Source organism: Tardiphaga sp. (assembly GCF_025356345.1).
Classification (GTDB): Bacteria; Pseudomonadota; Alphaproteobacteria; order Rhizobiales; family Xanthobacteraceae; genus Tardiphaga.
This window is the reverse complement of record NZ_JANXTC010000181.1, coordinates 1-12,315: the sequence shown is the minus strand read 5'-3', so window position 1 is coordinate 12,315 and position 12,315 is coordinate 1. Positions and strand designations below refer to the sequence as shown.

Annotated in this window: 14 protein-coding genes; 9 read left to right on the top strand and 5 right to left on the bottom strand. The window is 63.1% G+C overall.

Going from position 1 to position 12,315, the window contains the following annotated elements; all coding sequences use genetic code 11:
• From Q0S16_RS10685 to Q0S16_RS10675, 3 genes are all read left to right on the top strand, one after another.
• Positions 1–1,419, top strand: a 1,419-nt coding sequence (locus Q0S16_RS10685) for a DUF87 domain-containing protein (protein ID WP_295847989.1), incomplete at its 5' end; no start/stop codon positions are given.
• An 89-nt stretch (positions 1,420–1,508) separates the two neighbouring features.
• Positions 1,509–2,087: a peroxidase-related enzyme gene (locus Q0S16_RS10680; RefSeq protein WP_295847987.1), complete on the top strand. Its 579-nt coding sequence runs from the start codon at positions 1,509–1,511 to the stop codon at positions 2,085–2,087.
• Positions 2,088–2,118: 31 nt separating this feature from the next.
• Entirely contained in the window at positions 2,119–2,631 is a 513-nt protein-coding gene (locus Q0S16_RS10675; RefSeq protein WP_295847991.1) for an MgtC/SapB family protein, read from the top strand.
• On the opposite strand, the gene Q0S16_RS10670 is transcribed toward Q0S16_RS10675, so the two are convergent.
• Positions 2,592–3,218 carry a ParB-like protein gene (locus Q0S16_RS10670; protein WP_295847985.1) on the bottom strand — a complete coding sequence of 209 codons (627 nt, stop codon included), beginning with the start codon at positions 3,216–3,218 and terminating at the stop codon, positions 2,592–2,594. The two genes, Q0S16_RS10675 and Q0S16_RS10670, sit on opposite strands and share 40 nt — an antisense overlap.
• A 207-nt stretch (positions 3,219–3,425) precedes the next feature.
• Between Q0S16_RS10670 and Q0S16_RS10665 the strand changes: the two genes are divergently transcribed.
• From Q0S16_RS10665 to Q0S16_RS10640, 6 genes are all read left to right on the top strand, one after another.
• Positions 3,426–3,752: a hypothetical protein gene (locus tag Q0S16_RS10665; protein ID WP_295847984.1), complete on the top strand. Its 327-nt coding sequence runs from the start codon at positions 3,426–3,428 to the stop codon at positions 3,750–3,752.
• A 186-nt stretch (positions 3,753–3,938) separates the two neighbouring features.
• Positions 3,939–4,220: an acyl carrier protein gene (locus Q0S16_RS10660; RefSeq protein WP_143573138.1), complete on the top strand. Its 282-nt coding sequence runs from the start codon at positions 3,939–3,941 to the stop codon at positions 4,218–4,220.
• Positions 4,221–4,385: 165 nt separating this feature from the next.
• Positions 4,386–5,594: a beta-ketoacyl-ACP synthase gene (locus tag Q0S16_RS10655; RefSeq protein ID WP_295847982.1), complete on the top strand. Its 1,209-nt coding sequence runs from the start codon at positions 4,386–4,388 to the stop codon at positions 5,592–5,594.
• A gap of 30 nt (positions 5,595–5,624) precedes the next feature.
• Positions 5,625–6,905, top strand: a complete 1,281-nt coding sequence (locus tag Q0S16_RS10650) for a beta-ketoacyl-ACP synthase (RefSeq protein WP_295847980.1) — start codon at positions 5,625–5,627, stop codon at positions 6,903–6,905.
• 90 nt (positions 6,906–6,995) lie between these two features.
• Positions 6,996–8,018 carry a zinc-binding dehydrogenase gene (locus Q0S16_RS10645; protein WP_295847979.1) on the top strand — a complete coding sequence of 341 codons (1,023 nt, stop codon included), beginning with the start codon at positions 6,996–6,998 and terminating at the stop codon, positions 8,016–8,018.
• Positions 8,018–8,950: a lipid A biosynthesis lauroyl acyltransferase gene (locus Q0S16_RS10640; RefSeq protein ID WP_295847977.1), complete on the top strand. Its 933-nt coding sequence runs from the start codon at positions 8,018–8,020 to the stop codon at positions 8,948–8,950. The genes Q0S16_RS10645 and Q0S16_RS10640 overlap by 1 nt, the downstream gene beginning before the upstream one ends.
• 180 nt (positions 8,951–9,130) lie before the next feature.
• Here Q0S16_RS10640 and Q0S16_RS10635 read toward each other — a convergent pair whose 3' ends face one another.
• The 4 genes from Q0S16_RS10635 to Q0S16_RS10620 form a co-directional block, all read right to left on the bottom strand.
• Positions 9,131–10,231, bottom strand: coding sequence for a polyamine ABC transporter substrate-binding protein (locus tag Q0S16_RS10635; protein ID WP_295847976.1), 1,101 nt, complete (start codon positions 10,229–10,231; stop codon positions 9,131–9,133).
• Positions 10,232–10,241: 10 nt separating this feature from the next.
• The gene (locus Q0S16_RS10630; protein ID WP_295847974.1) at positions 10,242–11,396 is read right to left on the bottom strand and encodes an aminotransferase; all 1,155 of its coding nucleotides are present in this window, start codon (positions 11,394–11,396) and stop codon (positions 10,242–10,244) included.
• Positions 11,397–11,402: 6 nt separating this feature from the next.
• Positions 11,403–11,732: a rhodanese-like domain-containing protein gene (locus Q0S16_RS10625; protein WP_295847972.1), complete on the bottom strand. Its 330-nt coding sequence runs from the start codon at positions 11,730–11,732 to the stop codon at positions 11,403–11,405.
• Positions 11,733–11,843: 111 nt separating this feature from the next.
• On the bottom strand, positions 11,844–12,315 hold a 472-nt coding region (locus Q0S16_RS10620), incomplete at its 5' end, for a KUP/HAK/KT family potassium transporter (RefSeq protein WP_295847971.1).

Here is a 12,315-nt window from a genome sequence, read left to right as displayed (position 1 = left end):
CAGGAACTGCGCACCGTCTATGCGCCAAGCGGCTCGGACCAGATCAATGTCGGCACGCTGCAGCAGGACCAGTCGGTTGTCGCCTATGTCGATGTCGAGGACATGCTGAGCAAGCATTTTGCCGTGCTTGGCTCCACCGGCGTCGGAAAATCCAGCGGCGTCTCGCTGCTGCTCAACGAAATTCTCACCGTCCGCCCGCATCTGCGCATCTTCCTGCTCGATGTGCACAATGAATATGGCCGCTGCTTCGGCAGCCGCGCGATGGTGCTCAATCCACGCAATCTGAAGCTGCCGTTCTGGCTGTTCAATTTCGAGGAAATCGTCGATGTGCTGTTTGGCGGCCGCCCCGGTGTGCCGGAAGAGCTGGAGATCCTTTCCGAGGTGATCCCGGTCGCCAAGGGTCTTTATACGCAATATCAGAATTCCGATCGCATCGGGCTGAAGCGGGTCGATCCTAAAACCATTGGTTACACCGCGGATACGCCGGTGCCCTATCGCCTGGTTGACCTGATATCGCTGATCGACGAGCGAATGGGCAAACTGGAGAACCGCTCCTCGCGCATCTTTTATCACAAGCTGATTTCGCGCGTCGAAACCGTCCGTAACGATCCGCGCTACGCCTTCATGTTCGACAACGCGAATGTCGGCGGCGACACCATGGCGGAAGTGATCAGCTATTTGTTCCGGCTGCCGGCCAACGGCAAGCCGATGACCATCATGCAGCTCGCCGGTTTCCCGGCCGAAGTCGTCGACTCCGTCGTCTCGGTGCTGTGCCGCATGGCGTTCGATTTCGGCCTGTGGAGCGACGGCGCCTCGCCGCTATTGTTCGTTTGCGAGGAGGCGCATCGCTACGCCTCCGCCGATCGGAACATCGGTTTCGGTCCGACCCGCAAGGCATTGTCGCGGATCGCCAAGGAGGGCCGTAAATACGGCGTCTATCTGGGACTGGTGACACAACGCCCCGCCGAACTCGACGCCACCATCATTTCGCAATGCAACACGCTGTTCGCCATGCGGCTGGCCAATGAACGCGACCAGACACTGCTGCGCTCGGCGGTGTCGGACGCGGCCGCCAACCTGCTGTCCTTTGTACCCTCGCTCGGCACCCGTGAAGTGCTCGCCTTTGGCGAAGGCGTCGCCCTGCCGACCCGGCTGCGGTTCAAGGACGTGCCCGCGCACCAGTTGCCGCGCTCCGAGGCGACCATCTCCACGGCGCCGTCGGTCGCCGCCGGCCATGACATGCAATTCGTCAGCGCGGTGCTGGAACGCTGGCGCGGCGCCACCTCGCATCGCGACATCCCGAACGACCCCGGCGCGATCGAGCGGCCGATGGCCCGCACGCTGGAAGCGCCAATGCTGCAGCCGTCGCTCGGTCTCGATCCCGACCGCTTCTCGCTGCTGAAGAAGCCGCTGCGGTAGTCTCTGGTTGCCATCCCCGCGCTTGCACGGGGGCCATCATCGCCTATGGTCCGCAGCCTGCGCATCTCGCGCCGTGACGGACCCCGCCAATGACCCAGCCCGCGACAAACCGTTTTCCGACGCCCGCGCTCGACACCCTGCCCGATGACATCCGCAGCCGCATCCTCGCGGTGCAGGAAAAATCCGGTTTCGTGCCGAATGTCTTCTTGTCGTTGGCGTTTCGCCCCGACGAATTTCGGGCCTTCTTCGCCTATCACGATGCCCTGATGGACAAGGAAGGCGGGCTGAGCAAGGCCGAGCGCGAGATGATCGTGGTCGCCACCTCCGCCGCCAACCAGTGCCATTATTGCGTGGTGGCGCATGGCGCGATCTTGCGCATCCGCGCCAAGAACCCGCAAATCGCCGATCAGATCGCGGTGAACTACCGCAAGGCGCAGATCACGCCGCGGCAACGCGCCATGCTGGACTTCGCCATGAAGGTGAGCCGCGCCGCGGAAACCGTGTCGGAACAGGACCTTGCAGAGGTTTCCGGGCATGGCTTCAGCAATGACGACATCTGGGACATCACGGCGATCGCGGCGTTCTTCGCGCTGTCCAACCGGATGGCCAACGTCACCAGCATCAAGCCGAATGATGAGTTCTATCTGATGGGGCGGCTGCCGAAGTGACGGCGATGCAGTGCATGAGAGGTTGATCGCCGTGATGGAATGGTCGGAGATCATTTTGCGGCTTGGCGTCGCCACGCTGGCCGGCGGCGCGATCGGGCTGAACCGCGACCTGCATGGCAAGCCGGTCGGACTGCGCACCCTGGCGCTGGTCAGCCTGGCCACCGCCATGGTGGTGGTACTGGTCGATCCGGTCGGGCCGGTCGGCTTCAGCGATGCCGGCAGCCGGGTGATCCAGGGCATTCTGACCGGCATCGGCTTTCTCGGCGCCGGCGTCATCTTCCACGCTCCGGATCATTTCCGGATCCGCGGGCTGACCAGCGCCGCCTGCACCTGGCTGACCGCCTGCGTCGGCATCCTGTGCGGCGCCGGGCAATGGCGAATCGTCATTGTCGCCCTGCTCTTCACCACCGCCGTGATCTCGATCGGCGGCCCCCTCGAGCGTGCGTTGCACCGGCTGCTGGGCGGCCGGGATCTGCCCGGCCATTCCCGCGACGACGACCCGGCTCAGTCTTCCGACGCCGGACCGCACCAGCCGGGCAAATAGATCGCGTCCTGGCTCTTGGCCAGATCGAGCGCCTTTTCCATCGCCTTGTCGAAATCGGCCTCGACATCCTTTCGCGACAACCGGCGGCGCAGCAGGTCAGCCCACAGGAATTCGCTGAACGGCGTGACGTCCTTGGCGTAGCCGCCGGCGCGCCGCAACTCGCCCGCGAGGCTACGGAATGGATCGTCCTTCAGCTTGGCGATTGATTTCGGGATGTCGTTGAAATGATGCCGCACGCCGCGCGCATCGTAGGGATAGACCCAGCGCTGGTTGTCGAGCACGCCCCAGAACGCGTCCTTGTCGACCATGGTGAGGTCGGCGACCACGGTAACCAGGATGTCCTTCACGCCCTCGTCGTACAGCGCCCGGGCGAGATGGTGGTGATCGATCACATAGTGATTGTGGTCCGGGCCCAGCACCACCGGAATCATGTGCTTGCCGAGCGATTCCGCCTGCTTGCGCTTGGACTTTTGCTCGCGCCACCGCTTGCGCTTCTCTTTCACTTCCCGCATCCCCACCGTCATCTGGGTCGGCCGCAGCGACAGGATCGGGATCGGCTGCAGCAGGGGTTCGCGGGTGTTGGCCATAATGAAATCTCTCCGGTAATAATTTGCGATGATTTTCAATGTGCCACGCCGGTCCGGGCGTTGACATCACGCATCCGTCACATCGCTGCGAGAACGACTTGAGTTATCCTGCGCAGAGATGATGCATTCGAGCCATGCGCAGTTGGTCAGTAAGCCGACTTCGCGCCGTGCTATCATTAATCAACAACGATCGCGGACCAGCCGACGATGACGAAACAACAGCCCAGCATCAGGGAGGACGACGAGCACCGTGTGCTCAAATTTGTCCCGCGGACCTCCGCCACGCCGCCGAACCCGCCGGCCGGTCCAGCAACAAATGCCGCCGATGACCTGTCCCGCTTCGAGCGCCCGCGCGACGAACCGGACGACTTTCGTCATCGCATGCTGGCCAACGCCGCGGCCTTCGCACTGACGGCGGTGCTCACCGGTATCGGGATCTGGCTTGCTGTCAGCATCGCCGAGCTTCGCAAGACCCAGGATTGCGTATTGATGGGCCGGCGGGACTGCGCCCGAATTGTTGCGCCGCAGCCATAACCCGCCCAAAATGCCCCGCCGGCATGTCCTCGGCACGGTGGGTAGTTGCTCACCACCATTGAACTGAGGGCAGCCCTCCGTTATACGGGCAATCGACTCCTTACGGCGGACAGAGCTTCACGGGGCAAAGCCCCCTCTGTTCCGCGCCGTCATGACATTTCTGTTCAATCTATCAAAGGCTTAATGATGTCCACCACATTCGATCAGGTCGCCACAATCATCGCGGAAACCTGCGACATTCCCCGCGACACGATTACGCCGGAAAGCCACGCGATCGACGATCTGGGCATCGACAGCCTGGACTTCCTCGATATCGCCTTCGCCATCGACAAGGCGTTCGGGATCAAGCTGCCGCTTGAAAAATGGACCCAGGAGGTCAATGACGGCAAGGCGACGACCGAACAATATTTCGTCCTGAAGAACCTCAGCGCCCGCATCGACGAGCTGGTCGCAGCCAAGGGCGCGTAACGCGCCATCATGAACCTCGAATATCTGCATCTGGTCCACGGCTTCGGTTTCCCCGTCACCGGGTAGCGGGCAGCCAGATGCAAGGCTTCGAGGGGGTGCCGGCGGTTGCCGGCACGCAGGGGGCCCAGGGTTTGGGCCTCGACCTTCCCCAACAGGCAATTTCCCATGGCTGAAACCCGACACGCGACTTCCGAACCGGTGGAAGCCTGGATCACCGGTATCGGTCTGGCGACCTCGCTCGGCGAAGGCCCGGACGCTCACTGGGATGCGCTGAACGGCAAGCGTATCAATATCGACGAGACCCATTTTGCCCCCTACATCGTGCACCCGCTGGCGCCGGTGTCGTTCGACTCGCAGATCCCCAAAAAGGGCGATCAGCGGCAGATGGAGGCCTGGCAGCGGATCGGCACCTATGCCGCCGGTCTCGCGCTGGAATCCGCCGGTCTCAAGGGCAACAAGGACATCCTGTCGAAGATGGACATGATCGTCGCCGCCGGCGGCGGCGAGCGGGATCTCGCGGTGGACTCCGGAATCCTGAATTCCGAAGCCCATGGCGCTTCTTCGCCGGGTTTTCTCAACGACAGGCTGATGAACGATCTGCGGCCGACCTTGTTTCTGGCGCAGCTCTCCAACCTGCTCGCCGGCAACATCGCCATCGTGCACGGCGTCACCGGATCGTCGCGCACCTTCATGGGCGAGGAAGCCGCCGGCGTCGATGCCGCGCGCATCGCGCTGGCGCGGATCGCGGCCGGACAGAGCGACGTCGCCTTGATCGGCGCGGCGCATAATGGCGAGCGCAAGGACCTGTTGCTGCTGTACGAGTTCGACGACTTCAATCTGAAGAACAAGTTCGAGACCGTATGGGCCCGCGAAGCCGCCAGCGGCTTCGCCCTCGGTTCGGCCGGCGCCTTCGTGGTGATCGAGTCACGCCCGCATGCGGAAGCGCGTGGCGCCAAGCCGTTCGCGCGGCTGAAGAACGTCGTCGCCGACCATGCCCGCCGCCAGGCACCCGGCGAGGTTACCGCCTCGCTGGAGAAACTATGGTCGAAGCTCGGCCCGCTGAAACCGGATACCGCGATCATCACCGGCGCCACCGGCGCCGAGCCCGTGACCTCCGAAGAACGCGCTTTCCTGCAGCACCATGCCGACCTCGCGGTGCGCGGCACCGGCACGATGTTCGGCCATACGCTGGAAACGCAGTTTCCGCTCGGCCTTGGCCTCGCCGCGCTGGCGATCTCGCGCGGGGCGATGTTTCCGCCCAACGATTCAACCGGCTTCGAGATTGAAATGTCCAAGCCACCCACCCAAATCGTGGTGATAGGCGCCGGGCATTGGCGCGGCGAAGGCATGGCGCTCGTCGAAGCGATCGATTGACGTCAACATCACCGCCGACGGGAAAACACAATGACAGCAACGCGCGATAAATTCGGCCGACCGATCGTCGTCGTCACCGGCATGGGCGTGGTGACATCGCTCGGCGCCGGCAAGACCGACAACTGGGCCAAGCTCACCGCCGGCGAGTCCGGCATTCGCACCATCACGCGCTTTCCGACCGATGGCCTGAAGACCACGATGGCGGGGACGATCGATTTCATCGATGTCGAGCCGTTCTCCTCCACCGACCTCTCCGAAAAACTCGGCGATCTCGCCACCGAGGAAGCCATCGCGCAGGCCAACATCGGCAGCAAGGGCGACTTTCCAGGCCCGCTGTTTCTCGCGGTGGCCCCCGTTGAAGTCGAGTGGCCGCAGCGTCAGGCGGTGGCGCGCGCGATCAACGGCAATGCCGCGATCGATTATGACGAGCTGCTGCGGGTCGCCAGCGGCGGCCAATTCAAGAACTTCCACCATCGCTTCATGTTCGGCTCCGTCGCCGATCACATTGCCGAGACCTTTGGCACCAAGGGCTCGCCGATCTCGCTGTCGACCGCCTGCGCCTCGGGCGCCACGGCGATCCAACTCGGCGTCGAGGCGATCCGCCGCGGCGAGGCCGACGCTGCTTTGTGTGTCGCGACCGACGGCTCGGTCAATCCGGAAGCGCTGATCCGCTTCTCGCTGCTGTCGGCGCTGTCGACCCATAACGACCAGCCACAGGCCGCCGTGCGCCCGTTCGCGAAGAACCGCGACGGCTTTGTGATGGCCGAAGGCGCTGGCGCCCTGGTGCTGGAAAGCCTCGAAGCCGCCACCGCGCGTGGCGCAAAGATCCTTGGCATCGTCGCTGGCTGCGGCGAACTTGCAGACTCCTTCCACCGCACCCGCTCGAGCCCCGACGGCAAGCCGATTGTCGGCTGCGTCAACAATGCGCTTGAAGATGCCGGTCTGGTCTCGGACCAGATCGACTACATCAACGCGCATGGCACCGGCACGCCTGAAAACGACAAGATGGAGTATCTCGGCATCTCCATGGTGTTCGGTGAACGTGCCAAGCAGATCCCGGTCTCGTCGAACAAATCGATGGTCGGCCATACGCTGTCGGCGGCCGGCGCCGTCGAGGCCGTGTTCTCGCTGCTGACGCTCGCGCATCAGCGGATTCCGCCAACCATCAATTACGATGTTCCGGATCCCGCCATTCCGTTCGACGTGGTCCCCAATACCGCCCGCGACGCGCGCGTCACCGCGGTGATGTCGAACTCGTTCGGCTTCGGCGGCCAGAACGCCTCGCTGATCCTGACCGGCGAGCCGATTTAGCCGAAGCCTGCCCGTCGCCGGTTGACGCGCTGGCGTGAACCGGCGATACGCACCCCATCAGTTTCAACCTATTGCCGGAGACACGGTGTCATGCGTGCGCTCAATCTCGTTGCCGATCGTGAGCTTGTTGTCGTCGATCAGGCAGCCCCGCCGCCGCCCGAGGCCGGCGAAGTGCAGATCCGTGTCAAGGCGGTCGCCCTGAACCATATCGACGTCTGGGGTTTTCGCGGCATGGCTTTCGCCAAGCGCAAGCTGCCGCTGGCGATTGGTGCGGAAGCCTCCGGTGAGATCGCCGCGGTCGGCGAAGGCGTGACCAACTTCAAGCCCGGCCAGAAGGTCGTGATGTATGGCGCCAAGACCTGCGGCGTCTGCAAGCCATGCACCGAGGGCCGCGATAATTTCTGCGAGAATGTCGGCGGACTTTATGGCTTCCACCTCGACGGATTTTCCCGCGAGTTGATCAATATGCCGGCGCGGCTGGTTATCCCTGTGCCCGACGACCTCAGCTTCCGTGATGCCGCCTGCGCGCCGATCGCATTTTCCACCGTGCAGCACATGCTGTTCGACAACGCCAAGCTGCAACCCGGCGAGACCGTCCTGGTCCATGCCGGCGGCTCCGGCATCGGCACCGTCGCCATCATGATGGCGAAGAAGATCGGCTGCACCGTGATCACCACGGTGGGCGACGATTCCAAGATCGAGGGCGTCAAGGCGCTCGGCGCCGATCACGTCATCAACTACCGCAAGGATCGCTTCGAAGGCGAAACGCGAAAGATCACCAAGAAGAAGGGCGTCGACGTCGTGTTCGAACACGTCGGTGCCGACACCTTCAACGGCTCGTTGCTGGTGATGAAGCGCGGCGGCCGTCTGGTGACCTGCGGCTCGACCTCCGGCCCGACCGCGACCATCAACCTGATGCAGCTATTCCAGCAGCAGTACCGGATCTTCGGCTCGTTCGGCGCCACCATGAAGAACATCGCCGAAAGCCTCGAGAAGATGGCCGGCGGCATGCTGCCGGTGATCGATACCGAAGTGGCGATGGAAGATGTCGAGCCCGCGCTGAAGCGGATGGAAAGCCGCCAGGTGTTCGGCAAGATCATCGTTCACTTCTGATGCTGCGGCTGTTTCTCCGCACCCGGGCCCGCATCCGCGACGCCATCAAGCCGGCGGGAGAAGCAGTCGTCGGCGCGCTGACCATCGGCCTGCTGCGCACCACGCGCTATTTCGATCCGATCAAGACCGCCAACCTGTTCGCAAAAATAACGCAGAAGATCGGACCGCTGTTCCGCGAAGACAAGATCGGCCGCGCCAATCTCACCGCGGCCTTCCCGGAAAAATCACCGGAAGAGATCGAGACCATTCTCAAAGGCGTGTGGGGAAATCTCGGCCGCTTCGCCGCGGAATTCGCGCATCTCGATCACGTCTGGGAACACGATCCCGCGCATCCCGAACTCAGCCGCATCGAAATCCCCGAGCGTACCCACGAATTGTTCGCGCAGCTCCGCCTCGACGGCAAGCCGGCGCTGATATTCGCCGCCCATCTCGGCAATTGGGAATTGCCGGCGCTCGCCGCCGTCGCCCACGGACTCGACGCCACGGTGCTGTATCGCCGCCCGAACATCGAGGCCGCCAATCGCATCATCGAGGAGATCCGCGCGGTCAAGATGGGCACCATGGTCGCCGCCAGCCACGACGCGCCGGTCAAGCTGGCGCATGCGCTGAGTGACGGCCAGCACGTCGCGATGCTGGTCGATCAATGGTTTCGCAACGGCGTCGAAGTGGATTTCTTCGGCCGCAAGACCAACGCCAATCCGATGCTGGCGCGGCTGCTGCGTCAGGTCGACTGCCCGATCCACGGCGTCCGCATCATCCGCCTGCCCGGCCATCGTTTCCGCGCCGAACTCTCCGAAGAAGTGAAGGCGGTACGAACCGCCGACGGCAAGGTCGACGTGCAGGGCACCATGCAGGCGGTGACCAGCGTACTGGAAGGCTGGATCCGCGAATATCCGGACCAATGGCTTTGGCTGCACCGGCGGTGGCGGTGAGTTACCGAAGAAGCGTCGCTTCCTTCACCTCTCCCCGTTGGGGAGAGGTCGGAGCCTGAGCAAAGCGAAGATTCCGGGTGAGGGGGAGTCACGAACGCCGGTGCAACACCCCTCACCCGCCCGGCTTCGCCGGTCGACCACTCCCCCACGGGGAGAGGTGAAGATCGGTGCCCGCCGCACTTACCGCCCCGTCTTCACCCGCGTCCACAGCCGGTTGATCACCCGCTGCGTCGGCGCGTCGCGCGCGGTGATGACGAACAGTTTCCGCAGCATCGCGTCGTCGGGGTAGATGGTCTTGTCATTCAATATCTTCGGGTCGACCAGCTTCTGGCTGGCGAAATTGCCATTGGCATAACCGAGATAATCGGAATTCTTCGCCGCCACCTCGGGCCGGTACAGATAGTTGATCAGTTCATGCGCCTCGGCGACATGCTCGGCGTCGGACGGAATCGCCAGATTGTCGAAGAACATCTGCGCGCCCTGTTTCGGGATCACATAGCCGATCTCGACACCGTTCTGGCTCTCTTCGGCACGTGCGCGTGCCTGGATGATATCGCCGGACCACCCCACCACCAGACAGATTTCGCCCGTCGCCAGCGCGCTCAGATATTCGGAGGAATGAAATTTTCGCACCAGCGGCCGGATCTTGCCAACCAGTTCGGCGGCCTTGTCGAGATCGGGCTGTTTCGCCGAGTTCGGATCAAGCCCGAGGGAATTCAGCGCTGCCGGCAAAATGTCGTCCGCCGAGTCCAGCATATGGATGCCGCAGTCCTTGAATTTTGCCAGGACCTCCGGCTTGAAGACGATGTCCCAGCTATCGATCCTGGCGCCGGCGCCAAGGACATTTTCTACCGCCCTGACGTTGTAACCAATGCCAGTGGTCCCCCACATATAGTTGGCGGCATATTGATTACCGGGATCATAGACATCCAGACGGCTGGTAACGGCGTCCCAGGCATTGGCGAGGTTCGGCAATTTTGTCTTGTCGAGCTTCTGGAAAATCTTCGCTGCGATCTGGCGCTGCAGAAAATACGCCGTCGGCACCACGACGTCGTAACCCGACTTGCCAGCCAGCAGCCGCGTCTCCAGCGTCTCGTTGGCGTCGAAGGTGTCGTAGACCACCTTGATTCCGGTCTCCTTGCTGAAGTCCTCAAGGACCCCTGGCGCCATGTAGTTCGACCAATTGTAGAAATTGACCACGCGCTGCTGCGCCTGCGCGGGTAGCGCCAGCGCGACCGACGCCGCCAGCGCGGCGAGGATGCGGGTGACGACCGGGCGCATGCGATTTCTCCTACCTTCGATGAACCGCGTCGGACAGACGCTCCAGCGCGGTGTCGAGCGTGGCGTCATTCTTGGCGAAGCAGAATCGCACCACCGAGCTCACCACATCTTCCTCGTAGAACGCCGACACCGGGATCGCCGCCACCTTGTAGTCGTGGACGATGCGTTTGCAGAATTCGACGTCGGTCTCGTTCAACCCCAGCGGCGACAGGTCGACGGTGAGAAAATAGGTGCCCTGCGACTTGATCACCGGGAAACCGATCCGCTCCAGACCCGACGCCAGCCGGTCCCGGCTGCGCGCCAGATCGCTCTGCATCTCCTCGAAAAAGGCATCGGATTTGCCGAGACCATAGGCGACCGCTACTTGCAGGTTCGGCGCCGTGGTGAAGGTCAGAAACTGGTGCACCTTGGCGCAGACCCGCAGCAGCTTCGGCGCCGCGCAGACGAAGCCGATCTTCCAGCCGGTCAGCGAAAAGATCTTGCCGGCCGAGCCGATCTTGATGGTGCGGTCGCGCATGCCGGGGATCGACATCAGCGGGATGTGCTTGAAGCCTTCGAACACCACGTGCTCCCAGACCTCGTCGCAGATCGCGATGGTGTCGAACTCCTGGCAGAACTTTGCCAGCAGCTCGAGGTCCTCGCGCGGATAGACCACCGCGGCGGGATTTAGGGGATTGTTGAACAGCACCGCCTTGGTCTTGTGATTGAAGACCGCGCGCAGATCCTCTTCGGTCAAGCGCCAATGCGGCGGCTTCAGGCTGACCAGCCGCGGAATGCCGCCGGCCTGGCGGATGATCGGCAGATAGGAATCATAGACCGGCTGGAAGCACACCACTTCGTCGCCGGGTTCGACCACTGCGAGAATCGACGACGTCAGCGCCTCGGTGCCGCCCGAGGTCACCATGACCTCGGTCATCGGGTCGAGATCGAGACCATGCCAGTGCTGGTAATGCGTGGCGATCGCCTGACGCAGCTCTGGCAGGCCCATCATCGACGGGTACTGGTTGTAGCCGTTCAGCACCGCCTCGGCGGCGGCCTGGCGGATATCCAGCGGACCGGGATGATCCGGAAAGCCCTGGCCGAGATTAATCGCATTGTTATCGCGCGCAAGCTGCGACATCGCCTCGAACACCGTGACGGGCAGCTCGGAAAAGATCTTGTTCATGGACCGTTAGCCAGCCCTGGTCGGGAGACCCGCTGCTTTCCAGCCGAGAATGCCGCCGGCGAGGTGCTTGTCATAGGCCAGGCCATCAGCCTGCGCCGCCAGCGACGCGGTCACCGAACGCTTGCCGGAACGGCAGGCGAACACGATCTGCTTGCCGGCGAGATCGGGCAGATCGGCGGAATCGAAGCCGGATAGCGGCACCACGACGGCGTCCGGATAGGCCTCGGCCTCGACTTCGTTGGGTTCGCGCACATCGACCAGCAGATAGCGGCCGTCGGCAATCCCTTGCGAGACTTCTTCAGGCGTCAGATCCTGAACGCTATGATTATCCGCCATCAAAACCTCCGGTGGCCCCGTCATCCGGAGCAAAGTGTCGCGTCAAAACTATCGTCGTTCCGGGCGCCAACGTCGCCTCTGACGCTGGGAAAATCAAGCACCCCGAAATCGTCAAATCGTCACCTGCGTGCCGACCTCGACCACGCGACCGGTCGGAATCTGGAAGTAATCGGTGGCGTCATTGGCGGTACGGCTGAGCGCGATGAACAGCAGATCCTGCCACCGCGGCATGCCGGAATGCGCCGCGGGCTTCAGCGCGCGCCGCGACAGGAAGAACGACGTCGACATGATATCGAACTGCCAGCCGATCTTGCGCGCGATCGCCAGCGCCTTCGGCACGTTCGGCGATTCCATGAATCCGAACCGCAGCGTGACCTTGGAGAAGGTCTTGCTGATCTCCTCCAGCCGCACCCGTTCGGTCGGGTCGATCCGCGGCGTCGGCGCGGTTTCGATGGTGAGAATGACGTTCTTTTCGTGCAGCACCTTGTAGTGCTTGAGGCTGTGCATCAGCGCGGTCGGCGCGCTGATGGGATCGCTGGTCAGGAACACCGCCGTGCCTGAGACCCGCTGCGGCGGCCGCTTT

Bases quoted from the DNA above. Each gene is read 5' to 3' on its own strand.
- Q0S16_RS10680 (WP_295847987.1), top strand. From the start codon at position 1,509: ATGACCCAGCCCGCGACAAACCGTTTTCCGACGCCCGCGCTCGACACC.
- Q0S16_RS10670 (WP_295847985.1), bottom strand. From the start codon at position 3,218: ATGGCCAACACCCGCGAACCCCTGCTGCAGCCGATCCCGATCCTGTCG.
- Q0S16_RS10665 (WP_295847984.1), top strand. From the start codon at position 3,426: ATGACGAAACAACAGCCCAGCATCAGGGAGGACGACGAGCACCGTGTG.
- Q0S16_RS10660 (WP_143573138.1), top strand. From the start codon at position 3,939: ATGTCCACCACATTCGATCAGGTCGCCACAATCATCGCGGAAACCTGC.
- Q0S16_RS10655 (WP_295847982.1), top strand. From the start codon at position 4,386: ATGGCTGAAACCCGACACGCGACTTCCGAACCGGTGGAAGCCTGGATC.
- Q0S16_RS10650 (WP_295847980.1), top strand. From the start codon at position 5,625: ATGACAGCAACGCGCGATAAATTCGGCCGACCGATCGTCGTCGTCACC.
- Q0S16_RS10645 (WP_295847979.1), top strand. From the start codon at position 6,996: ATGCGTGCGCTCAATCTCGTTGCCGATCGTGAGCTTGTTGTCGTCGAT.
- Q0S16_RS10640 (WP_295847977.1), top strand. From the start codon at position 8,018: ATGCTGCGGCTGTTTCTCCGCACCCGGGCCCGCATCCGCGACGCCATC.
- Q0S16_RS10635 (WP_295847976.1), bottom strand. From the start codon at position 10,231: ATGCGCCCGGTCGTCACCCGCATCCTCGCCGCGCTGGCGGCGTCGGTC.
- Q0S16_RS10630 (WP_295847974.1), bottom strand. From the start codon at position 11,396: ATGAACAAGATCTTTTCCGAGCTGCCCGTCACGGTGTTCGAGGCGATG.
- Q0S16_RS10625 (WP_295847972.1), bottom strand. From the start codon at position 11,732: ATGGCGGATAATCATAGCGTTCAGGATCTGACGCCTGAAGAAGTCTCG.